The organism is Pseudidiomarina sediminum DSM 21906 (genome assembly GCF_000423165.1).
GTDB classification, from domain to species: domain Bacteria; phylum Pseudomonadota; class Gammaproteobacteria; order Enterobacterales; family Alteromonadaceae; genus Pseudidiomarina; species Pseudidiomarina sediminum.
This window is the reverse complement of record NZ_AUHL01000005.1, coordinates 201,533-225,919: the sequence shown is the minus strand read 5'-3', so window position 1 is coordinate 225,919 and position 24,387 is coordinate 201,533. Positions and strand designations below refer to the sequence as shown.

At 50.6% G+C, this 24,387-nt stretch carries 17 protein-coding genes and 2 tRNA genes; 13 read left to right on the top strand and 6 right to left on the bottom strand.

Annotated elements, in window-relative coordinates; genetic code table 11:
- Positions 1-25 precede the first annotated feature (25 nt).
- Positions 26-1,027, top strand: a complete 1,002-nt coding sequence (gene zipA / locus G535_RS13740) for a cell division protein ZipA (RefSeq protein WP_051206876.1) — start codon at positions 26-28, stop codon at positions 1,025-1,027.
- A gap of 11 nt (positions 1,028-1,038) precedes the next feature.
- Positions 1,039-3,051: an NAD-dependent DNA ligase LigA gene (gene ligA / locus G535_RS12580; RefSeq protein ID WP_034727158.1), complete on the top strand. Its 2,013-nt coding sequence runs from the start codon at positions 1,039-1,041 to the stop codon at positions 3,049-3,051.
- 23 nt (positions 3,052-3,074) lie between these two features.
- On the opposite strand, the gene G535_RS0100975 is transcribed toward ligA, so the two are convergent.
- Positions 3,075-4,688, bottom strand: coding sequence for a lytic transglycosylase (locus G535_RS0100975; protein WP_026860356.1), 1,614 nt, complete (start codon positions 4,686-4,688; stop codon positions 3,075-3,077).
- Between the two features lie 72 nt (positions 4,689-4,760).
- Positions 4,761-5,474 carry a hydroxyacylglutathione hydrolase gene (gene gloB, locus G535_RS12575; protein WP_051206875.1) on the bottom strand — a complete coding sequence of 238 codons (714 nt, stop codon included), beginning with the start codon at positions 5,472-5,474 and terminating at the stop codon, positions 4,761-4,763.
- A 56-nt stretch (positions 5,475-5,530) separates the two neighbouring features.
- Here gloB and G535_RS12570 point away from each other — a divergent pair, with 56 nt between their 5' ends.
- Positions 5,531-6,280 (top strand): methyltransferase domain-containing protein, encoded by a 750-nt coding sequence (locus tag G535_RS12570; protein WP_051206874.1) that lies wholly within the window; start codon positions 5,531-5,533, stop codon positions 6,278-6,280.
- Complete coding sequence (locus tag G535_RS0100960; protein WP_026860355.1) at positions 6,280-6,669, top strand: rhodanese-like domain-containing protein; 390 nt, start codon at positions 6,280-6,282, stop codon at positions 6,667-6,669. The genes G535_RS12570 and G535_RS0100960 overlap by 1 nt, the downstream gene beginning before the upstream one ends.
- A 9-nt stretch (positions 6,670-6,678) precedes the next feature.
- On the opposite strand, the gene rnhA is transcribed toward G535_RS0100960, so the two are convergent.
- Together rnhA and dnaQ are read right to left on the bottom strand one after the other, a co-directional pair.
- The gene (gene rnhA / locus G535_RS0100955; RefSeq protein ID WP_245581313.1) at positions 6,679-7,155 is read right to left on the bottom strand and encodes a ribonuclease HI; all 477 of its coding nucleotides are present in this window, start codon (positions 7,153-7,155) and stop codon (positions 6,679-6,681) included.
- A complete protein-coding gene (gene dnaQ / locus G535_RS0100950; protein ID WP_026860353.1) occupies positions 7,140-7,835 on the bottom strand; it encodes a DNA polymerase III subunit epsilon in 696 nt (231 codons plus the stop codon). The genes rnhA and dnaQ overlap by 16 nt, the downstream gene beginning before the upstream one ends.
- A 235-nt stretch (positions 7,836-8,070) precedes the next feature.
- Between dnaQ and G535_RS0100945 the strand changes: the two genes are divergently transcribed.
- The 6 genes from G535_RS0100945 to G535_RS0100920 all read left to right on the top strand — a co-directional run bounded on the left by G535_RS0100945 (position 8,071) and on the right by G535_RS0100920 (position 16,286).
- A tRNA-Asp gene (locus tag G535_RS0100945) sits at positions 8,071-8,147 on the top strand.
- Positions 8,148-8,172: 25 nt separating this feature from the next.
- Positions 8,173-8,249: transfer RNA gene (locus tag G535_RS0100940), tRNA-Asp, on the top strand.
- Positions 8,250-8,447: 198 nt separating this feature from the next.
- Positions 8,448-8,795: a YkgJ family cysteine cluster protein gene (locus G535_RS0100935; protein ID WP_026860352.1), complete on the top strand. Its 348-nt coding sequence runs from the start codon at positions 8,448-8,450 to the stop codon at positions 8,793-8,795.
- Between the two features lie 139 nt (positions 8,796-8,934).
- Positions 8,935-11,130, top strand: coding sequence for a M3 family metallopeptidase (locus G535_RS0100930; protein ID WP_026860351.1), 2,196 nt, complete (start codon positions 8,935-8,937; stop codon positions 11,128-11,130).
- A 167-nt stretch (positions 11,131-11,297) separates the two neighbouring features.
- Positions 11,298-13,880, top strand: coding sequence for a TonB-dependent receptor plug domain-containing protein (locus G535_RS0100925; protein WP_026860350.1), 2,583 nt, complete (start codon positions 11,298-11,300; stop codon positions 13,878-13,880).
- A gap of 180 nt (positions 13,881-14,060) precedes the next feature.
- Positions 14,061-16,286 (top strand): NADP-dependent isocitrate dehydrogenase, encoded by a 2,226-nt coding sequence (locus G535_RS0100920; RefSeq protein WP_026860349.1) that lies wholly within the window; start codon positions 14,061-14,063, stop codon positions 16,284-16,286.
- A 71-nt stretch (positions 16,287-16,357) separates the two neighbouring features.
- On the opposite strand, the gene G535_RS0100915 is transcribed toward G535_RS0100920, so the two are convergent.
- Both G535_RS0100915 and G535_RS0100910 read right to left on the bottom strand, forming a co-directional pair.
- A complete protein-coding gene (locus tag G535_RS0100915; protein WP_026860348.1) occupies positions 16,358-18,385 on the bottom strand; it encodes a GGDEF domain-containing protein in 2,028 nt (675 codons plus the stop codon).
- A gap of 67 nt (positions 18,386-18,452) precedes the next feature.
- Entirely contained in the window at positions 18,453-19,058 is a 606-nt protein-coding gene (locus tag G535_RS0100910) for a YqiA/YcfP family alpha/beta fold hydrolase (protein ID WP_198678989.1), read from the bottom strand.
- Between the two features lie 73 nt (positions 19,059-19,131).
- On the opposite strand from G535_RS0100910, the gene G535_RS0100905 reads away from it, so the two are divergent.
- From G535_RS0100905 to accA, 3 genes are all read left to right on the top strand, one after another.
- Positions 19,132-19,770, top strand: a complete 639-nt coding sequence (locus G535_RS0100905; RefSeq protein ID WP_026860346.1) for a hypothetical protein — start codon at positions 19,132-19,134, stop codon at positions 19,768-19,770.
- 120 nt (positions 19,771-19,890) lie between these two features.
- A complete protein-coding gene (dnaE, locus tag G535_RS0100900; RefSeq protein ID WP_026860345.1) occupies positions 19,891-23,385 on the top strand; it encodes a DNA polymerase III subunit alpha in 3,495 nt (1,164 codons plus the stop codon).
- A gap of 37 nt (positions 23,386-23,422) precedes the next feature.
- Complete coding sequence (accA, locus tag G535_RS0100895; RefSeq protein ID WP_026860344.1) at positions 23,423-24,379, top strand: acetyl-CoA carboxylase carboxyl transferase subunit alpha; 957 nt, start codon at positions 23,423-23,425, stop codon at positions 24,377-24,379.
- The last annotated feature ends 8 nt before the right edge of the window (positions 24,380-24,387 follow it).

The following is a 24,387-nucleotide window of genomic DNA, read 5'->3' as shown; positions in this document are numbered from 1 at the left end:
GAACATCAATCATGGAAAGCCTGTAATGAGTACCATGCAAATCGTTTTTAGTATCATTGGCCTTGTCTTTATCGGTTTAATTATCGGTCATGGCATGTGGAATATTCGACGCAACGAGCGCCGCAAGTTGGAACTTGAGCTTGAATTGGAGCGCAAGCGGCAACGGGCACAAAGCGATCGTGCCGCCGGCTTTGATGATGATGGGATTGGTGAAGTTCGGGTGATTCAACGAGCTTCTGAACGTGTTGCGCAACAGCGTACCGCCGCCAAGGGGCAAGCGTCACAGCCAGCACCGAAAACGGCTGCAGCAACAGCAGCTACGCCAGTATCAGAGGCTCCAGCGGCAGCGCATGAAGCGCCTGAGCAGCAGAGCTTTGTCACTGAGCCGGAGCCGCAACAAGAGAGTATTCGTGCGGCACAAGACGATGACGGTCTTGAATTACCGTCGATGTCTGTGCCCGAAGATGAAGTGAAAGTTGCGCCAGAGAAGCCGACGAAGGCAGCACGTGTCAAACGTCCTCGAGAAGAAGATGAAGGTCCAGCGCCAACGCAGCAAAGCATGGATCTGCCGCTTGAACCAGATGAAGAGCCAGCTTTGTCACAGGCGCCAGATATGGTGATCGCGCTGCATGTTATGGGTGATATTCGAGGCCCAGTTTTGTTGCAGCAACTTACCGAGCTTGGCTTTAAATATGGTGAGTTCGATATCTTCCATCGCCATGTGGATACCGCTGGCACCGGCCCGGTCCTCTTCAGCTTGGCGAACATGTTTAATCCAGGCACCTTTGATATTGATGCGATGGAGCAGTTTCACACGAAAGGCTTAGCGCTATTCTTAGCACTTCCGATTAAAAGTAACTCAACGCAAGCGTTTACCATGATGCACAATGCCGCAGAGAAAATTGCCGCTGCGGTGGAAGGCGGGCAAGTACTCGATGAACACCGTAATCCGTTGACGCGTCAGGCGGTGCAGCATATTCATCAAAGCATTCGCGAGTATGAACGTAAGCGTTTGATTCGGCAATAAAAGAACCTACTATGACAGACCCTTCAGTGACCCAGCGCGTAGAGCAACTACGCGCTTTATTGACCCGTTATAACCGTGAATACTATGAACTTGATGCGCCGACGGTACCCGATGCCGAATACGATCGCTTGTTTCGCGAGTTACAAGCACTAGAGCAGCAACACCCTGAACTTTCTCATAGCCATTCACCTACGCAAAAAGTGGGGAGCGCCCCATTAGATGCGTTTACGCAAGTGCAACACGAAGCGCCGATGCTGTCGCTTGATAATGCCTTTAGTGACGAAGAGTTCAACGCCTTTAGTAAACGCGTCAATGAACGTTTGGATACAGCTGCTGCGGTAACCTATTGTTGCGAACCTAAATTAGATGGTGCTGCCGTTAGCCTCTTGTATGAAGATGGTAAGTTGGTGCGTGGCGCGACGCGCGGCGATGGTCAAGTAGGGGAAGATATTACCAGTAACGTGCGGACGATCCGCAACTTGCCACTGCAGTTGCAAGGTGATTATCCGGCGCGCTTAGAAGTGCGTGGTGAAGTTTTTATGCCGGTCAAAGCTTTTGCCGACTATAACGACAAAGCATTGGCCGCGGGCGAGAAGACTTTTGCCAACCCGCGTAATGCTGCGGCAGGTAGTTTGCGCCAGTTAGACTCTCGTATCACCGCTCAGCGGCCGCTGCACTTTTATGCTTACGGCATGGGCGTGGTAAGCGCTGAGCAAGTGTTGGCCGACTCGCATTACCAGCGTTTACAACAGTTGTCTGACTGGGGCCTACCGATCAGCGCTGAAGTGAAACAGGTGAGTGATGCCGAAGGTTGCAGTGCCTATTATCAAGATATTTTGCAACGGCGGGAGCAGCTGCGCTATGAAATTGACGGTGTGGTGTTCAAGGTAGATAACATTAAACAGCAACAAGACTTAGGTTTTGTATCACGTGCGCCGCGTTGGGCCATCGCCTGGAAGTTTCCGGCGCAAGAAGAAATGACCGTCCTCCATGGGGTCGATTTTCAAGTTGGCCGTACTGGGGCAATTACGCCTGTCGCACGTCTTGAACCCGTTGCTGTCGGTGGTGTGACTGTGGCTAATGCGACGTTGCACAATGCCGATGAAATTGCGCGTTTAGATGTACGTATTGGCGATACGGTGATCATTCGTCGTGCCGGCGATGTGATCCCACAGGTGGTCAGTGTGGTTATGGATCGCCGCCCAGCACACACCGAGGTCATCGTTTTTCCAGCGGAGTGCCCCGTTTGTGGCTCTCACGTTGAGCGTGCAGAAGGTGAAGCTGTGGCGCGCTGTACTGGCGGCCTCATTTGCGCCGCGCAGCGGAAGGAAGCGCTGAAGCATTTTGCCTCGCGTAAGGCGATGGATGTGGATGGCTTGGGTGATAAATTAATTGAGTTGCTGGTCGAGCGCGAATGGCTGAAGTCGCCGGCAGATTTGTTCCGTTTACATGCACGTGAACTAGCAATGCTGCCGCGTATGGGCGAAAAATCTGCGCAGAATGTTGTCGCGGCGATTGCTGCGAGTAAAACCACGACGCTTGCACGGTTTTTGTATGCGCTCGGTATTCGTGAAGTGGGCGAAGCTACCGCGGCGAATTTAGCTGCGCATTTCGCCAGCTTAGATGCGTTAATGGCTGCCTCGCAAGAGCAACTTGAAGAGGTTGCTGATGTGGGTAAAGTGGTTGCTAGCCATATTTACCAGTTCTTTCGCGAGCCGCATAACCAGACAATTATTGCTGAGTTGCTCGAGCTTGGTGTGCAGTGGCCAGCGGTTGAAGTCGTCGCTGAAGAAGCAGCGACGCTTGCTGGCAATACTTATGTGCTTACCGGTACGCTTACGACCATGACACGTGATGAAGCGAAGCAAGCGCTGCAAGCGCGTGGTGCGAAGGTGACAGGTAGCGTATCGGCAAAAACGACGGCAGTGGTTGCCGGCGATAGTGCCGGCTCAAAGCTGGCGAAAGCTGAGCAACTGGGCGTGCCAGTGCTCAGCGAAGATGATTTACACGCGTTACTAAAGTAAGACTAAGGGCACCTGATCGAAGATTAGGTGCCGCTTCCATCAATGCGGGTCACATCAACAATGAGTTTCAGTTGCTGACCTGGCTGCAGATAGCTTGAGCGCTTGATTTTGTTCCATTGCTCAATTTCGCGAATGGTGACATTGAAACGCTGGGCGATGCGGGCTAGCGAGTCGCCTGAACGCACGCGATAGCGAATGCTACGCGTCACGCCGGTCGATTTGGCTTGCTCACCCTCTAACCAGACCACCAAGGTCTGACCCAAACGCAACGGATCTGACGGCGCCATACCATTCCACTTGGCAAGTTCGCGCAGATTCACCTTATATTTCCGGCTGATGTCCCATAAAGTGTCGCCACTGACGATAGTGTGGTCGACCTTCTTACCTTGACGTTGGCGTTGCTGGGTCGCGTTCAAGCGCTGATCAGCAGCAAGCACGTAATCGGAAGCGTTCTGTGAAGCGGCCGGGATCAGTAGGTAATCGCCGGCGCGGATCAGATGACCACGAATCGAATTGGCTTGTTGAATCGCTTGCGCGGTCGTGTGGTAGCGCTTGGCAATCACACTTAAGCTTTCCCCTGACTTTACTTTGTGACGAGTCCAGCGGACGAGGTCTTTTGCCTCGGCTGATACCAACCAGTCTTTCAATTGCTGTGCGTTTTCATCAGGAAGTAATAAACGGTGCGGACCATCTGGATCGGTGGCCCAGCGATTATAACCTGAGTTGTAATGATGCAATTGCTCCAACGCCATGCCTGATTTTTCTGCAGCAAGCGCAAGATCAATTTGTGAATTGGTTTCGACCACGTGCAAATAAGGCATATTGTCGATCGGCAACCAACTGACTTGGTAGTCTTCGTAGTTTTCTAGCATATCGACAAGGGCGAGTAATTTAGGCACATAGGCACGGGTTTCACGCGGCAAGTCGAGCGACCAGAAGTCGGTAGGTTTACCTGCTTTTTGGTTGCGGCGAATCGCAGAGGAGACGCGTCCACCCCCTGAGTTATATGCGGCTAAAGCGTGCAGCCAGTTGTCAAAACGGCCATTAAGGTCGGTTAAATAATCGAGTGCGGCATGGGTCGAGGCATAAACATCACGACGTCCATCGTACCACCAGTTGATATCAAGGCCGTATTGGCGTGCGGTACCTGGAATAAATTGCCAGATCCCGGCGGCGCTGCCGTGTGAATAGGCGAAGGGATCAAACGCGCTCTCAACGATTGGCAAAAGCGCGAGCTCCAACGGTAGTTCACGGCGCTCAATTTCGTCGACGATCAAATGCATGAAAGGTGCAGCACGTTTAGCGATACGCTCCATGTAGGCTGGGTGCTTTAGATAAAAGTCGCGTTGCGCTTTGATGCGTGCATTCTCAGGGATTTCCATCGTCAATTGGCGACGGATACGTTGCCAAATATCACTTTCTTCTTGTGGCGGAATTTCTGCCACGACAACGGGTGGGGTCGGCGCAGAAGCGTCTGCTCCGGCACTACTAATAATGACGTCAGGCGTTTGTTTCGCAGTCTTCGCTGGCTGCTCGGATGCGTTACGCGGATGTTGCTCGGCGGCGGTTTGTTCTGGCGTCGATTGACAGGCAGCAAGAACAGACGCGCTAAGCGTAACCATGATCCATTTTTTCATGCAGTAATTCCTATGCTTTACTTGATGCTTCGCTACTTATCCCTAGCTCGCAATTGTTCACAGTGTAAAGTTTTAAAAGTTGTCTTTCCACTGTCTTAACTGCGCAAATTCTTGTGCATTGCGTGCATGCAAGAACGGGTTGATCGCCAATTCGTCCGCTAATGTGGTTGGCAACGAAGGTAAGCCGCGCGCGCGTAGCTCTGCGACCCGTTGCTGTGCATGCGCAATCGCTCGATTATCAGGCTCGGCAGCCGCAGCAAAAGCTAAATTCGTAGTGGTATATTCGTGGGTACAATAGACGCTGGTCTGTTCAGGAAGTTCTGCCAATTTACGTAAAGATGTAAAAAATTGTGGCGCAGTGCCTTCAAACATGCGGCCGCACCCAGCGCTGAACAGGGTATCGCCACAAAACAAACTGGCTGCCCCATAGTAACTGAGGTGATCCAGCGTGTGGCCCGGCGTGGCAATGACCTCAAAGCTCTGAGTTAACCCCACTGGGGTGACGCGGTCACCGTCATGAAGCGGATGCGTGATGGTTTTAATTGCTGGGTTGGCAGGGCCGTAGACAGGTACATGAAAGTGCTGCACTAACGGCGCGATGCCATCGGTATGATCCCAATGGTGGTGGGTGACCAAAATACTCGCCAGACCAACGTCCTGTTGCGCAAGCCAAGCAAGTACCGGTGCAGCATCACCCGGGTCAACAATGACTGCGGCTTGGTCAGGTGCTGGCTGAATGGCCCAAATGTAGTTATCATCAAATGCTCGTATTGGTGTCACGATCATAGTGTTAACATCCTAAATCAACTCATTTGGCACCAGTATACAGGTGAGGTAGGGCGATGTTAAAACCCGCGCGACGCGAAAATCACGTAAAGGCCCCCGAATCTTGGCAAGAAATTGCCCATGGCCTTTGGCTCAAGCAACAGGTAGAAGCTGCGTTGCGCCCTGCACTTGGGCGCGTGTTTGGTTATCATTTCGCAAAAAGTGGTGCGCTTGCAGCGGCCCTCGCAGTGCCCCAGTGCAAGGTTTCTCATCAATTCTCTGTAGCGCCATCAACGCAGGTTAAGGCTGATGTTTACGCTGAGGCCACGGCTTGGCCGTTCGCCGAACAAAGTCTTGATGCAATTTTATCTGTCATGGAGCTTGAATTTTCCAATGATCCCCACCAAATACTAAGAGAATTTAGCTATAGCTTAATTAATGATGGTACGCTAGTACTGGTGGGATTAAACCCGCTGGCAGCGCATCGCTGCCGCGCATTGTGGCCGGGACAACGAAAAAAGTACCCGTGGAATGCACGCTACTTTAGTTGTGCACGGGTGATGGATTGGTTGGCACTGCTTAATTTTGAGGTCTGTGCCCATCATTATCTAGCGCCAAGCATGTTGCAGCAGCGCTGGCTGTGGCTGGAGCAGGGCATGACCAAAGCGAGCCAATGGCTGCCGCAACTAGGAGCAGGGTATATGATCGTTGCCAAGAAACGTGCCTACCCATTGACCTTATTGCCGGAAAAAGTAGCGAAACGAAATTTACAACCAAAGTTACAGACAGTACCTGTGGCAAATCAGACACAAACGAAGGAGTTCTAATGTTATCAGCTCAAGAATTATGTGCGAAAGCCAAAGCGAACGTAAAAGAAATTGATGTGCATCAGTTACAGCAAGTGATTGCCGAAGGTGGCCGTGTTATTGATGTGCGCGAGCCGGGTGAGTACGCTGCAGGTCATATTCACCAAGCCGTGAACATGCCACGTGGCGTATTAGAAATGCAATTGCATCAGCATCCTGATGTCGCGGGTTATGAAGATGCCCTGCAACGCATTGCGCAACAGCCGTTGTACTTGATTTGCCGTTCAGGAGGACGTTCAGCGTTAGCGGCAGAGTCTTTGGAACGTATGGGGATTACCAATGTGTATTCCGTCGCTGGTGGTATGCAGGCGTGGGATGAAGCCAAGTATCCGCAAGTTAATGGCGAGTAGCGCAACGCGCTACTCAGGCTGGTAGCCAGTATCGTCATGGGTGGCGTGCTGGCTCGCCGCTTCACGCGCTAGCTCATCACAGCGTTCATTTTGCGGGTGTCCCGCGTGTCCTTTTACCCATTCCCACTGGACTTTGTGTCGGGCGCAGGCTTTATCTAAGGCTTGCCACAAATCTGCATTTTTTACTGGCTTCTTATTCGATGTGCGCCAACCGTTGCGTTTCCAATTGTGGATCCATTGCTGAATGCCCTGCTTGAGGTATTGGCTATCTGAGGTCAAGGTGATCTGACAGGGTTGATTGAGTGCCTCCAATGCAACCACCGCGGCAAGCATTTCCATACGATTGTTGGTGGTCAGACGAAAGCCTTTTGCCAGTTCTTTTTTGTGTTTGCCGTACTCGATCACAACGCCATAACCGCCAGGGCCTGGGTTCCCAAGACAAGAGCCATCTGTATAGATATGCACTTGCTTCATGATTGTGGCCATAAGGGTGCGTCAATGACACTTAAGCGCTGTTGATGCGCTTGCTCTTCTTCCGCCGTCGCTTTGACGACGCGCAACGCTGGTTTGTTCTGTACACGAGTCCAGTCCACCGCTTGGCCATTGTGCTGCGAGGTTTTCTTTTGCGTGGCCAGTTCAAGTTTGGTCTGGCCACCGGTCATCGCTAAGTAGACATCGGCCAGCAATTCGGCATCGAGGAGGGCGCCGTGAAAGGTTCGATTCGAGTTATCAATACCGTAGGCACGACACAGCGCGTCTAGGTTGTTCTTTTGCCCTGGTCGCATTTCACGCGCAAGTAATAAGGTATCAAGAACTTGACAGTAATCGCGGGTGACGCCGGTGCCATTGCGAAGCAGAGCAAACTCATGGTTCATAAAGCCAACGTCGAACGCAGCGTTATGGATGACCAACTCGCCACCACGAATAAATTCGAGAAAATCGTCAGCAATTTGCGAGAACACTGGCTTGTCTTGCAAAAACTCATTGGTAATGCCGTGGACTTCAATCGCTTCCTGCTCAACTACGCGTTGCGGATTGATATAAACATGAAAGGTATTGCCGGTGAGTTTGCGCCCGATCAACTCAACCGCACCAATTTCAATGATGCGATGGCCTTTGGCCGGGTCAAGACCGGTGGTTTCTGTATCAAGTACGATTTGTCGCATGTAGGACGGTCCTTGCTGACGCTCATGAGAAGCTACGCAGATTACCGTAACTGATAAAAAAAAGCGACGACGGCTTAAATTCCCGGACAAAACTTACAAAAAAAGAACGAACTGATGAATTTTCAGGCAAACGAAATAAATCTTCAAAAAAAAGGTTGACGAGACCCAGCAGCCCTCGTAATATTCGCTCCGCATTCGGGGGGACCTACCAAGGCAACCCAAATGCGAGGAAGTTGGAGCGGTAGTTCAGTTGGTTAGAATACCGGCCTGTCACGCCGGGGGTCGCGGGTTCGAGTCCCGTCCGCTCCGCCACTTTCCTCAACAGTATAGCCGCTGCGGAGCGGTAGTTCAGTTGGTTAGAATACCGGCCTGTCACGCCGGGGGTCGCGGGTTCGAGTCCCGTCCGCTCCGCCACTATATTGATAAGCTCAAGTTGATTCAACTTGGGCTTTTTTTGTTTTTATCCCTCCCTAAAATTACGTTATCGATTTTTATTGCGCGAAATTCAATTCTTCCTATATTATTTTGCGGATCAGCCAATGCTGCTGAGCGGTGCGAAAATCATCTTCATGTTTCGCCATAAACCTAACCTTTTTTATGGAGTTTTGCGCAATGAGTACGGTTTCGGCCTGCTTGACGTGTGGAGCTTGCTGCGCGTCTTATCGTGTTTCTTTCTATTGGGGTGAAGCGACGGGGGCTCCCAATGGTTACGTGCCTTCAGAATTGACGGAAAACTTTCACCCTCATTTGCTTTGCATGCAGGGCACCAATCAAGCTGAACCGCGCTGCGTTGCGCTGGAAGGCGAAATTGGCCAGCGGGTCGGATGTCGTATCTATGCGGATCGCCCGTCACCCTGTCGTGAGTTCGCGGCGGGGGATGAGGAAGCCAATCCTTATTGTGACAAAGCCCGGGCAAAATATGGTTTAGCCCCTTTAATTCCGGTCAAAAACGTGGCCTGATCCGTTCAATTGCAAGCTTTGCGCCACGAAAGCGCTTGAGTGACTTGTTACCAACGGTTACATTAATGGCCACTTCTTTTGCAGCCCTTTTCTGTTAAGGTGAAGGGCTAACATAATAAATCCATAGGGAGAACACCTCATGCGTAAGAGCCTGATCGCGGTTGCTATCGGTGCAGCACTTACTGTCGCTGCATGTTCAGATAAAGACGCCGCTCAATCACCAGCTACCACCGAAGTTCAAGCTGAGCAAACACAAACCGCAGCTGCGGCTGGCGAGTTTAACCAAAGCAATCCTTTCTACGCGGAAAGCACTTTGCCATTCCACGCGCCAGACTTCACTAAAATCAAGTTTGAGCACTACGAGCCAGCTATTTTGGCGGGTATGGAAGAGCACAGCAAAGAAATCGAAGCGATTGCGAGCAACCCAGAACCAGCAACTTTTGAAAACACCATTGTTGCGATGGAAAAGTCTGGCGCACTTTTGAGCCGCGTAGGCGCAGTATTCGGTAACGTTGCAGGTTCAGCAGGGAACGACGATACCCGTGCATTGCAAGTTACCATGGCGCCTAAATATGCTGCACATAGCGACAACATCAGCTTGAATGCTGATTTGTTTGCGCGTGTTAAAGCGGTATACGAGAATCGTGATCAGCACGAAGGCGAAGCGCTACGTTTGATCGAAGATACCTACAAAGGTTTCGTCCGTGCGGGTGCAGAGTTAAACGAAGACGAGAAAGCGCGTATTCGTGAAATTAACTCAGAACTCTCGTCATTGACGACAGAATTCCGTAACAACCTGATGACCTTGGTTGATGAAAACTTGGTTGTCGTAGACGACAAAGCTAAGCTTGCCGGCTTAAGCGAGTCACATATTGCTCAGCTCGCGAAAGCTGCAGAAGCGAAAGATATGGCAGGTAAATACGTGATTAGCGTCACGAACACCACCCGTCAGTCGATCTTAGCGTCACTTGAAAACCGTGAGTTGCGCGAGCAGATTTGGAAAGCCTCAGCATTGCGTGGTAGCGGTAACACCGCCACCGATAACCGTCCATTAGTGAAGCAAATGGCACAATTACGTGCTGAAAAAGCACAGTTGTTAGGTTATGACAACTGGGGTGCCTACGTGCTTGAGCAAAGCATGGCAGCAAAACCAGAAGCAGCACAACAAATGTTGCGTGACCTTGTGCCAGCGGTTGTTAGCAACGTTGAAGCTGAAATGGCTGAAATTGCAAAAGTTATTGAAGCTGAAGGCGGCGACTTTGAGGTTAAGCCTTGGGACTGGGCGTACTATGCAGAAAAAGTACGTGCTGAGAAATATGCGCTGGATTCAAACGAAGTAAAACAATACTTCGAGTTTAACCGTGCGGTTGAAGATGGTGTGTTCTATGCCATGAATCAGTTATTCGGTATCACGTTTGAAGAGCGCAACGATATCCCGACTTACGCGGATGACGTGGTCGTTTACGAAGTGAAAGACGTTGACGGTGAAAGCCTTGGTTTGTTCTACGGTGACTGGTTCAACCGTGATGGCAAGCGTGGTGGTGCATGGATGAGTTCATTCGTGTCGCAATCACAATTGTTGGATAACAAGCCGGTGATCTTGAATAACATGAACATCACCAAAGCACCTGACGGTGAACCTACGTTACTGAGCTTCGATGAAGTAAGCACCATGTTCCACGAAATGGGGCATGCTTTACACGGTATGTTCTCTGACGTGATGTACCCGTCGCTTGCTGGTACTTCAGTATCACGTGATTACGTTGAATTCCCGTCGACCTTCCAAGAAGACTGGACCTTGAACCCGAAAGTGATCGCGAACATGGCGAAGCACTACGAGACGGGTGAGCAGATCCCACAAGAATTGCTCGACAAAGTCATGGCAGCGAAAAACTTCAATATGGGTTATGACACCCTTGAGTACATCGCAGCGGCATTGTTGGATCTTGAATACCACACGTTGTCAGTTGAAGAAGCGGCCAGCATCGAAGATGTGAACACCTTCGAACAAGCAGCATTGACGCGCAACGGTGTTGCCGTTGAAGCGGTACCACCACGTTACCGTTCAAACTACTTCGCGCACGTGTTTGCTGGTGGTTACTCAGCAGGTTACTACGCCTACATGTGGTCAGAAGTGTTGGCTGCTGACGCGTTCAAATACGTGCAAGAGAACGGTGGTTTGACCTTGGAAAACGGTCAGGCATTCCGTGAAGCGATCCTGTCAAAAGGGAACAGTAAAGACCCAATGCAACAGTACATCGACTTCCGTGGTCAGAAGCCTACGGTTGACGCATTGCTTGAGCGTCGTGGCCTAACGACCCCTAAAATTGATTAAGACGTTTCTTAATTAAATGAAAAAGGCCGCAAGTTGAATGACTTGCGGTCTTTACGTTTTTTTTACAGTGGTGTTTTGATTCTGCTCAAAAGTTGTGCGATAACAGAACTGACATATTTGTTTTCAATATGTTAAGTGGTTAAATCAAACAATCTAGGGATAAGAATATGAACACACCATTTCGTTTATCTTTGTGTACGTTAGCGCTTGCCGCTATGTACGCGCCTCAAAGTTATGCTCAAGCACAAGACGAAGCGAACGCGTCGCAAGCTGATGAGCGTATCCAAGTCACTGGTTCACGTATCAACCGTACCGATCTTGAAGGTGCATCTCCGGTTGATGTGATCACGCGTGATGATATTGATGCTTCCGGCTTTTCTAATCTACAACAGTTGCTCGAGCGGATGCCTGCTGCGGGTGTAGGTACATTTTCGACCCGTGGCAATAGCCAAGACTCCACCGCCAATGGTGGCGCTGCAGTAAGTCTCCGTGGCTTTGGCGCTGATGCGACGCTGGTGCTGGTCAATGGTCGCCGCGTGAACGTCTCGGCCTTTGCCGAAGGCGTGGCAAACTCGTTTGTGGACATTAATACCATTCCAATGGCTGCGATTGAGCGCATTGATATTCTGAAAGACGGTGCGTCAGCAATTTATGGTTCCGATGCGGTTGCCGGTGTGGTGAACGTGATCCTCCGCGATGACTACGTGGGAACCGAATTAAATGTGGGCTACGGTGGTACGACTGGGCCAACTTATGATGAAACGACCATGAGTGCCGTGTGGGGTGCCGGTGATGATAAGAGCAACACTACGGTCATTCTTGATTACTTTAAAAACAGCACCATTATGGGCGGCGAGTTAGGTCGCAACGGTACTGCGAACCAGGCCCCTTATGGCGGTAATGATTTCCGCTCATCACGCGGTTACCCAGGCAACTTTATTCTTAATGGCCAAGTGGTGATTGACCCAGGTTGTCCGGCGGAAAACGCCTTAGGCTCAACCTGTGTCTACGATTACGGTCCACATGCGATGGCGTTACCGCCGGCGGAGCGATTAGGTGCATTAGTGCTAATGAATCGTCAGCTGAACAGTAGCATTGAAGGTTATATGGAGTTCTCTGCCCAACACAACACCTCAATGGCTGGTGGTGCGGCAACACCGCTTGATCTTGATGCTGGCCTTTATGTGCCCGCAGATCATCCGAACAACCCATTTGGTGAGCGTGTTGATATTAACCGTTATCGTACCGTTGATGCAGGAAACCGGGTGTGGAGCATTGAATCAGATACCTTCCGGTTGGTTGGTGGATTGCGTGGTATGGTCGGCATGTGGGACTGGGATGTTGCCGTGCAGAAAGCCCGTAGTCGCTCGATTCAAACTGGTGATAAGTCACAAGGTTGGGTACGTACCGACTTCTTACAAGAAGAGATTAATGCCGGTCGCTATAACCCATTTGGTGGCGTGACCAACCCACAAGAAGTGATTGACGCCATCACCACTACCTTAGTACGTCGCGGTGAATCTCACTTGACTGCAGTGGACGGTCATTTGTCGGGTGAGCTGTTTGAAATGCAAGGACGTCCGGTGATGATGGCCGCCGGTTTCGAGTATCGCGAAGAAGATGTGGAAGACGTGCCGGATGATCAATTCCAACGTGGTTTGATCTTTGGTACAGAGTCGGTTTCTGCTGCAGCGGAACGTGACCAATGGGCGGCATACGTGGAGTTTTTAGCGCCGATCACCGATAACTTGGAGCTAAGTGTTGCTGCGCGTCACGATGATTACAGTGACTTTGGCTCAACCACCAACCCACAAGTGAAACTGAGCTGGAAAGCTTCGGATACCCTGAGCTTCCGTGCTTCGTATGGTGAAGGCTTCCGGGCACCGTCGTTGGCGCAAATTGGTTTGGGACCATCGCAAGTGTCACAATTCTTCCTCGATAGCTATCGTTGTCCGGTGATCGATCCGAACAACTCAGCGTGTGCTGCGACGGACTACACCATTGTTTTTGAAGGGAACCCAAACCTGCAGCCGGAAACTTCGGAAAGCTGGAATATCGGTGCGGTGTGGCAGGTGACGCAAGACTGGGATATCAGTGCTGATGTCTGGTCGATCACCCAAGACAATAAAATTGATCGGAATGACTTTGAAGCGGTCTACGCGGCCGAGTGTAATGATCAAAACAGCACCGTCTGTGTGCGTTTAGCACCATTACCTGGTGAGACCTTAGGGCCATTGTCGGAGCTGCGTAACAGCTACATCAATATCAGCTCACAAGAAGCCAGTGGTCTCGACTTCTCGACCAATTACGGCATGTCGCTGCAAGATATGGGCAACTTGTCTTTGAAATTGGATTGGTCTTACATGACCAAGTTTGAGAAAAACGGTATTGATTACGCGGGTGAATACAATTATCCGCAGCACCGTTGGCAAGCTTCGGCGGATTGGTCACGTGACAACTGGGGCGCGACAGCTTCACTTACCTATATCGGTGAGTTTGAAGATTACCAAGCGCCACAGGATGTTGAGGCCAGTGAAGCGCGTACTGTTGACGCACAGACCTTGTTAGATTTGCAACTGCGCTACGATGTCTCGGCACAGATGCAATTGGTCATTGGTGGCACCAACGTGTTAGATGACGAGCCACCGTTTGCGATCGGTGATGGTGACGGTGACTTATACGGTTATGCGTCTTCTGTACATAATCCGCGCGGTGCTTTCCTCTACGGTAAAGTAAGTTACAAATTCTAACCCTGGAATGTTGTACCGAGTAAAGGTGGGCGTAGGCCCACCTTTTATCCTTGATGACGGTTCTGTCATAAACGCTATGAATAGTCAGATTTAACTTCTGCTGGCTGGTCTATAAAACCCTTTCTTGCTATAATTCGCGCCACTTTTACATCCTTTTTTGAACCTCCAAAGGAAACCACCATGGCGAATGATAGTTCAAAGATTATTTACACGGAAACCGATGAAGCACCTCGCTTAGCAACCTATTCGTTGCTGCCGATTATTCGTGCGTTCACGGACGCCGCTGGAGTGACCGTTGAAACCCGCGATATCTCTTTAGCAGGTCGTGTGATTGCTGTTTTTCCAGAGTTCTTGACTGAAGAGCAACGCATCAGTGACGCGCTTGCTGAGTTGGGCGAGTTGGCGAAAACGCCTGAAGCGAACATCATCAAGCTTCCAAACATCAGTGCCTCTATTCCGCAGTTGACTGCGTGTATCAAAGAGTTACAAAGCCAAGGTTACGCACTCCCTGATTACCCGTTTGAGCCAAAAACTGATGAAGAACGCGACATTAAAGCGCGTTATGACAAAGTTAAAGGTTCTGCAGTAAACCCAGTCTTACGTGAAGGTAACTCAGACCGTCGTGCGCCAGCATCAGTGAAAAACTATGCGAAGAAACACCCGCACCGCATGGGCGCGTGGAGCAAAGACTCAAAAACGCGTGTTGCCCACATGGACGATGGTGATTTCTACGGTAGCGAGCAATCAACCACTTTCGCGCAAGCGGATGAATTGAAGGTTGTTTTGAACACGCCAGCGGGTCAAACCGTTTTGAAAGAAGGCATTAAAGTGCTGGCCGGCGAAGTTGTCGATGCGGCACGTATGGATGTCGCGAAACTGCAAGAATTCTTCGCGCGCGAAACTGCGCAAGCGAAAGAAGAAGGTGTGTTGCTGTCACTGCACTTGAAAGCCACCATGATGAAGGTTTCAGACCCAATCATGTTCGGTCACGCTGTGAAGATTTTCTTCAAAGATGTGTTTGAAAAATACGCCGGCCAATTTGAAGCCTTGGGCGTTGATGCGACCAACGGTTTTGGTGATGTCTTAGCGAAAATCGCTGAGTTGCCAGCTGAGCAGCGCGAGCTTATCGAAGCAGACATCCAAAAAGTGTACGAGAGCCAGCCAGACTTGGCGATGGTGAACTCGCACAAAGGTATCACCAACTTGCACGTACCAAGTGATGTGATCATCGATGCTTCTATGCCTGCGATGATCCGTGACTCAGGTAAAATGTGGAACATCAACGATGAGCGTCAAGATACCTTGGCGATGATTCCTGATCGTTGTTATGCCGGTGTCTACCAAGAAACCATTAGCTTCTGTCGTGAAAATGGTGCTTTCGATCCAGCAACCATGGGTACTTGCCCGAACGTTGGTTTGATGGCGCAAAAAGCTGAAGAATATGGTTCACACGACAAAACCTTTGAAATTCCTGCGAACGGTACTGTAAAAGTACTGAACCAAGCCGGTGAAGAAGTGTTCTCGCACGACGTGCAGCAGGGCGATATCTGGCGTATGTGTCAGGTGAAAGACGCACCTATCCGTGACTGGGTGAAACTTGCTGTTTCGCGTTCACGCTTGAGTGGTATGCCAGCTATCTTCTGGTTGGACGCTAACCGTGCGCACGATGCACAGTTGATCAAGAAAGTTGAAGCTTACTTGCAAGATCACGACACTGCTGGGTTGGATATCCAAATTATGGCGCCGGTTGAAGCAACCCGTCATACCTTGCAACGCATGAAAGCTGGCCAAGATACGATTTCAGTAACAGGTAACGTGTTACGTGATTACCTCACTGACTTGTTCCCAATTCTTGAGTTGGGTACGTCAGCGAAGATGTTGTCAATCGTCCCATTGATGAACGGTGGTGGTTTGTTCGAAACAGGTGCAGGTGGTTCAGCGCCTAAGCACGTACAGCAGTTTGTCGAAGAAAACTACCTACGTTGGGATTCACTGGGTGAGTTCTTAGCTTTAGCTGCGTCGTTGGAGCACCTGGCACAGCGTACTGACAACGCGCGCGCGCAAATTCTTGCTGATGCGCTTGATCAAGCAACAGCTAAGTTCTTGGAAAATGACAAGTCACCAGCACGTAAGTTGGGTCAAATCGACAACCGTGGTAGCCATTTCTACTTGGGCATGTACTGGGCCGAAGCGTTGGCAGCGCAAACTGCAGATGCTGACCTTGCCGCACGTATGAGCAAACTTGCTGAGTTCTTAAACGCGAACGAAGACAAGATTGTTGATGAGTTGAATGGCGTTCAGGGCCAAGCCGTTGAAATCGGTGGTTACTACCAGCCAAACGGTGAACTCGTGTCTGCAGCAATGCGTCCTTCGGCGACATTGAACGAAGCACTCGCAAACCTGTAAGCACTAAGCTCTACAAACGCGATCAAAGCCGCATCACCTTAGTAGGTGGTGCGGCTTTTTCGTTGTGGTGCTTAGAAACGAAGCGACAGGCTTTCAACATGCTCCGGGGAGAGGGCATAGTGAAGACGTTGACGGCCGGCGTGTTTAGCTTGATACAGCAGGGTATCGGCTTGTTTAACGGCATTGCTTAAACGAGGGTCAGTCGTTGCCGATGTGACTAAGGCGCATCCGGCACTAATATGCACGGGCAAGTTGCCCGCGCTGGTGGCAAAGGGTGACTGTACGACCTTACGCAATACGCTTTGGACAACCTCAAGCAGGTTGTCACGATCGATCGCTTTGAACAACACTAAGAATTCCTCACCGCCCCAGCGCATGGCGTTGTCAGTGGCACGAATGCTATTGCGCAGTCGTTGCGCGAAGGCAATCAACACTTCGTCGCCAACGGCGTGGCCGTGCTGATCATTGATCATTTTAAAGTGGTCGATATCAATAATTAGTACCGCATAAGGAACGCTTTGTAGGCGAGGATCAGCACCCACCGTTGGGTCAGTCAGGGCGCGGCGGTTGTAGAGACCTGTCAACGGGTCGTGGAGGGATTGATGTTGTAACTCGCTGTTGGCTTGATTTAACAAGCCGTTCAATTGCCTTGTTTTACGATAGCCAAATGCCAAAAGGCCAAGAAAGAGTAGTGCGACGATAGCGGTGGCTTGTGTCCATTGCTGTTGTCGTTGCTGCGCAGCAAGCTCTTGTTCACGCAACTCCGCCTCTTGTTCGAGCAGCTTAATTTGGTAGTTTTTTTCAGTTGCTTGGTAGCGTAACTGGAGGTCTGCGAGTTGTTGGTCGCGCTGCTCGTCGGCAAGCTCCTGCGTCATTTTTAGCTGTTGCGCTAAGGTTGCGGCTTGCTGTTGGTAATCCCCCATTATCGCGTAGGCTTTCGCGATGTGCGTGAGCAGTAGCATACGTTCACGTTTTTGCGCCAGTTGATTAAAGGTTTCCGCAGCGCTTAGCATCGCGGCAATACCTTGTGCATGCTTACCTTCTAACACTTGGATATAGCCTAGATTAAATTCAGTGACTGAACGTTCCAGCGGACGTTCTAGTGCAGTTGCTAAAACGCGGCCACGTTCCAAGTACTCGGCGGCTGCGTTGAGGTCTTGCAGCAGTAATGCCGCAGCACCAGCGTTGTTATAGCCGAGCATTTCAACACGGCTATTGTTTGCCTCATGCGCGACTGCGGCGGTTTTCAAAAAAGCTTCGACGAGCGTAGCAGAGGGACCAAATTGATACTGTTGAGCGTAGGCATGCAGCAAATAGAGATCTGGCAGGTGTTGAGGCGAATCTTGTGCAATGGCCTGTTGAATGGCCTGAGCGGTAGTGGTTTGAGCATCCTGCCATTGGCCCAAATGGGCTTGAATACGTGCCAATAAAACATTTAATGACAACCGCCGCCGTGCTTGGCCTTGTGTTTGCGTTGCGGGAACTAACTCGCGTGCCGCAAGCAGATGCTCCAATGCTTCGGAATAGTTTCCTGTTTGCTGCAGTACTCGTGCGATAAGGTGTTGCATATGATATCGGACGCGAGCGCTGCTAGTGAGCGGGAGGCGCTGTTTCAACAGTTCTACTTGGGTCAGAGCTAAGGGCATTTGCTCCGTGGCCAAGTAGGTTTCTGCGAAGAGGGTTTCGACCTCACTCAGCGCATTACTACTCGTGTGTGTCTCGGCCAGAGTTTTCAATTCCTGTGCCAGCGCTAAGGCAGCAGAAGCTTGTTGCGAGCGCGCTAAGCGCATGACTTGATAGCCGTGTGCGCGAACGAAAGTATCGATTGGCGTGGAGCTATCGATATGGCGGAGCAGTTCATCTAACGCGGCGTGATCACTAGGTATTAGCTCGCCGTCGAGTAAGTTATCGAGCTGCTGTTCAATGTCGTTGTCGCGCTGCGGCGGGCTGCTGCTGAGCTGGGCAAGATGGGTGTGTTCTAAGCTCGAAAAGGTAACGCTTGGGGCTGCTACTGTTGAAGTACTGAGGCCAAGAATAGCAAGCCCTACCGATAGGAGTGAGAGTGAAGCTTGGGTGGCGCGTACAGTTTTCAACAGCATGATTATTCTTGTTTTTAGCGAATACAATTTCACCATACGCCGAAAGAAAAATACTGTCTAGCGGTTCTTATGCCGCTGCGTCACTGGCATCACGAAAAAACGCAACAATCTCCCCGAGGTAACGTTCAAACCCAACAAAGCCATGATCACCGTCACGCTCAATGGTTTGACGTGCATGTGGCAGAGCGTTCACGGCTTCGTTGTAATCCAATAGCTCATCACCGGTTTGCGCCAACAGCCAGCACTTGTCGGCGGTCAGCGGCGATGGATACTTAGGTTCAATCGATTCCAGCGTTTCAACATAGCTTTCACGCCATTCGTAAGGGCTATCATCGTAATAGTTTACCGCTTGACCCAGCGCCCGGCGCAACGAGGTTCCGGCGTGCATGGATGGGTTGATGAGCACTACAGGTAAATCATATTTTACCGCTAAGGTGTGGGCATAAAAGCCGCCAAGCGATGAGCCCATCAAACAAAGTGGTTGTGGTGCAATGATGGCGCTCAGTTGCTCAATGAGCTCTTCAAGGGTTTGTAGCGCGAGCGCTGGGATAACCGGCAGCGAAGGTGCTAGGAAGCGGATATCGTGCTGTTCACAGTAGCGGCGCATGGCTTGCGCTTTGCTACCAAAGCCATTGGAGCCAAACCCATGAATAAAGAGAATCACTGGTTGCATGTTACCGTCCTTACGGGGTTACTTGATCAGGTTGGATAATTGTTATTAAATGCCAGCAAAAAAGGAAATACTTATGAGTAAATTCATGCACCTGATTTATCTGGCAATTATAGCGCTACTTTCTGGGCTATTATGGCAAGCTTATCAACAAGATGATACTTATTCAGCGCTAGCGCCAACGGCAGTGATCGAGCAAGAGACACCGGTAACCGTGCCGTCAGACATCACTGCTGCGTCCGCAACGCCTACCGAGCCTAGGACAAGCGGTTCGATGGAGCCGGAAGAAGTAGAACGCGCGAGACCCCGAGAACAGCAGGAGTCTCCGACTACGCTCGCAGATTTGGACATCGACATGAAGGCATTTCACGCCAAGCAAACGCAGCGTTTAGAGGATTTACGCACGCGTGTTGATCGCGAAGGAATTGATCAGGATTGGCACTACCAAGTGAGTCAGGATGTTGCTGCGGTGTTCGCCGACCCAGACAATGACTTATCGCCAGACATGCTCAATGGCGTACGTTGCGGTACATCAGTGTGTGAGGTACTCATTTCGGATAAAATCACAGCACCTTTGGATACGTTGATTAAAGTGCAAAAATCCTTACGCCAGCGGCCATGGTTTACCTCCGACTATCAAACCCTGTTTCAAGCCGATGCACATGAGGGTAATCATACGATTTTTTTTGAACGCTTCACCGAGACCACGCCTTAGTCGATGTAAAAGCCGCGGTTGAACACGAAACAGGGCATGACATCAATCGCGGCATACGGCACAATAGAGCGCTAAGCTAACGACAAGAAACTGCTATTGCGCATGACGGAACACGCCTCGATGACAGCCCCACAATTTATTCATTTAAGGGTTCACAGTGACTTCTCGATGATTGATGGCCTTGCCAAGGTTGGGCCGATCTGTGAAGCCACTGCGAATGCTCAAATGCCTGCGTTTGCCTTAACCGATCAAATGAATATGTGTGGTTTGGTGCGCTTTTACCGCACGGCTCACGGCAAAGGATTAAAGCCGATTGTCGGTTGCGACCTATGGGTGTTGCCTGACGATTGGAACGACGATAGCCAAGAAACGCCGTTTCGGCTGACTGCGTTAGCCATGAACAACGAAGGCTATCAGCAATTAACACAGCTGATCAGTCGTGGTTATTTGGCGGGCCATCGTGCCGGTCGCCCATGCATCAACAAGGGTTGGTTGGCAGAGCATGCTGAAGGCTTGTTGCTGCTAAGTGGCGGTCGCGAAGGTGATATTGGTCGCAAGCTACTGCAAAACCGTAAAGCGGAGGCTGAGACGGAACTAGCCTTTTACCAACAGTATTTTCCGGATCGTTTTTACCTAGAACTGTTGCGTACGGGGCGTCCGCAAGAGGACGACTACTTGCATGCGGCGGTTGCTTTGGCGGCTGAGCAGGATGTGCCTGTCGTAGCCACCAACGAAGTGGTGTTCTTAAAACCTGAAGATTTCCAAGCCCACGAAGTACGGGTTGCCGTTGCCGATGGTTACACCTTAGATGACAAGCGTCGGCCGAAGAAATATAGCCGTGAACAATACTTGAAAACGCCCGAAGAGATGCTCGATCTCTTTGCCGATATTCCTGAAGCTATTGCCAACACCATTGAAATTGCGAAACGCTGCAACGTGACCATCACCCTTGATGAGTACGTGTTACCAGCGTTCCCAACCGGTGGTATGTCACCTGAAGACTTCTTGGTGAAAAAATCCGAAGAAGGCTTAGAAGAGCGTCTTGAAGCGCTGTTCCCAGATCCTGAAGAGCGTGCCAAACAACGTCCTGAGTATGACGAGCGGTTGAAAATTGAGCTCGATGTTATCAACCAAATGGGCTTTCCAGGTTACTTCTTGATCGTGATGGAGTTTATTCAATGGTCAAAAGATAACGGGATTCCAGTTGGGCCTGGACGAGGTTCGGGGGCAGGCTCATTGGTGGCCTATGCCCTGAAAATCACCGACCTTGACCCGTTAGAGCTCGATCTCCTTTTCGAACGTTTCTTGAACCCAGAACGGGTCTCAATGCCAGACTTTGATATCGATTTCTGTATGGAACGGCGGGACGAGGTCATCGACCACGTTGCCGAGCTCTATGGCCGTGAAGCGGTCTCACAGATCATTACTTTCGGTACGATGGCGGCGAAGGCATCCATTCGAGATGTCGGACGGGTACTGGGGCATCCATACGGTTTTGTCGATAAAATTACCAAGTTAGTGCCGGGCGACCCGGGCATGACGTTGGCGAAGGCGTTCGAGATTGAACCGCGCCTGAATGAAATGTACGACCAAGATGAAGACGTACGTGATCTTATTGATATGGCACGTATTCTTGAGGGCGTGACCCGTAACGCCGGGAAACACGCTGGTGGTGTTGTTATTGCACCAGATAAAATCACAGACTTTTCCCCTTTGTACTGCGATGAGGAAGGGAAACAGCCGGTCACCCAGTTTGATAAGAACGATGTTGAGTCCGCCGGTCTGGTTAAGTTTGACTTTTTAGGTCTGCGTACCCTGACCATTATTCAATGGGCGCTAGATATGGTGAACGCTAAACGAGCGCGCCAGAACGCAGCGCCGATTGCCATTGAAAAGATCCCACTGGATGATCCGCGTTGCTTCCAGCTGCTGAAAAAAGCCCAGACCACAGCGGTGTTCCAGCTGGAATCAAGCGGGATGAAACAGCTGATCAAAAAGCTGCTGCCGGATAGCTTCGAAGACATCATCGCATTGGTTGCTTTGTTCCGACCAGGTCCGCTGCAATCAGGCATGGTGGATAACTTTATCGACCGTAAGCACGGTCGTGAGCCTATTTCGTATCCAGATAAAGACTACCAACACGAATGGTTACAGCCAATTCTAGAGCCAACCTACGGGGTTATTTTGTACCAGGAGCAGGTCATGCAGATCGCTCAGGTACTGGCAGGCTATTCACTTGGCGGCGCTGACTTGTTGCGTCGTGCAATGGGTAAGAAAAAGCCAGAAGAGATGGCCAAACAGCGTGAGGTTTTCGCGGAAGGCGCGAAGAAGATGGGCATCGATCCTGACTTAGCGATGAAAATCTTCGACTTGGTAGAAAAGTTTGCCGGCTATGGTTTTAACAAATCACACTCGGCAGCCTACGCGTTGGTGTCGTATCAAACCTTGTGGATGAAGACCCATTATCCAGCCGAGTTTATGGCGGCGGTCATGTCAGCCGATATGGACAACACTGACAAGATTGTCACCTTGGTGGACGAGTGTGAGCAGATGGGGCTGAAACTGTTGCCACCAGATGTGAACGTCGGTCAATACAAATTCACCGTTGATGAGCAAGGTAACGTCGTCTACGGCATCGGTGCCATTAAAGGGGTAGGGGAAGGCCCGATTGAAGCCATTCTCAGTGCCCGACAAGAAGGCGGATCTTTCAAAGACCTGTTTGATTTCTGCTGTCGCGTTGACTTGAAGAAGTTGAATCGTCGTGTGCTCGAGCGTTTGATTCGGGCTGGCGCGATGGACTCGCTTGGACCGCATCGCGCCGCCTTAGTCGCGACCTTAGAAAAAGCCATGCGCCAAGCAGAGCAACATGCGCGCGCTGAGGCCATTGGCCAAACCGATTTATTCGGCGTTCTTGCACCAACCGATGATAGTGACGCACCGGCGGCAGAATTTGAGAATGTTGCGCCATGGCCAGAAGCGCGTTGGCTTGACGGCGAGCGGGAAACCCTTGGGCTATACTTAACTGGACATCCGATTAATCGCTATCGCTCGGAATTGCGCAATTATGTACCGGCGAACTTAGCCAACGTACGTCCGACGGGGCGTGAACAGATGACAAGTATCGCCGGACTCGTGATCGATTTACGCGTGATGGTGAACAAGAAAGGTGCTCGTTGGGCGATTGTGACTTTAGATGACAAAACAGCCCGCTTTGATGTACGCTTTTTCGCACAGGATTATGAAACCTATGAACATTTGCTGGCCAAAGACCAGATTTTGGTCATAAAAGGAGAGGTCAGCTTTGATGATTACTCTGGCGGCAATACAATGACCGCCAGAGAAGTGATGACGATCACTGGCATTCGCGAACAGTATGCCAAGGGATTACGGATCACGGTGCGCCCGGAACATTTGGAAGGCAAAGCCTTGCAACAGCTTTTGCAAACGCTGGAGCCGTACAAAGGAGGCGCCTGCCCGTTGGTATTTGACTATCATCGCACTGATGTCAAAGCCACCTATAATGCGGGTACCGAGTGGTTCGTGACCCCTGAAGATGAATTATTATACGAGCTGGAACAACAGCTTGGAGCGCAACACGTCACGCTAGAATTTTGATCCACTGCGGCAGGTGCTGGAGTGAATGGGAGTCCAAATGAATTTGCATTTTTTAGAGTTTGAAAAACCAATTGCTGAGCTGCAAGCGCAAATTGACGAGTTAAAAGCCGTCGGCGCGAAAGGCGACTTTGATATCTCGATTGAAGAAGAGATTGCCAAGTTGCAAGAGAAGCGCGAGCAATTGATTGAAAAAATCTTTGGTGACCTCGGTGCTTGGCAAGTCGCGCAAATGGCGCGTCATCCGCTACGCCCTTACACGCTTGATTATATTGAGCATATTTTCACCGATTTTGATGAGTTAGCAGGCGATCGTGCCTTTGCTGATGACCGCGCGATTGTTGGCGGTACTGCGCGTCTGGACGGGCAGCCGGTGATGATTATTGGCCACCAAAAAGGCCGTGAAACCAAAGAAAAGATTCGTCGTAACTTCGGCATGCCAAAACCTGAAGGTTACCGTAAAGCCTTGCGTTTGATGGAAATGGCTGAGCGTTTCAAAATGCCAATCATTACCTTCATTGACACCCCGGGTGCTTACCCAGGCATTGGTGCGGAAGAACGTGGTCAGTCTGAAGCCATTGCTCGCAACCTGAAAGTGATGGCGCGTTTGAATGTACCTATTGTGTGTACCGTCATTGGCGAAGGTGGTTCAGGTGGTGCTTTGGCGATTGGCGTCGGTGACCGCGTGAACATGTTACAGCACTCAACCTATTCAGTAATTTCACCAGAAGGTTGTGCCTCGATTTTGTGGAAGAGCGCAGAGAAAGCGTCGCTCGCAGCGGAAGCGATGGGTGTGACGGCGGACCGTAGTTTGGAACTCGGTCTTATTGATAACATCGTTCCTGAACCTTTAGGTGGTGCGCACCGTGATTATGAACAAATGGCGCAACGTTTGAAGCAACGCATTCAAAGCGATTTGGCAGACTTAAAAGGCCTTGATCGCACGGCATTGCTGGAACAACGTTATCAGAAGCTGATGTCGTTTGGTTATTGTTAACCTTCGAT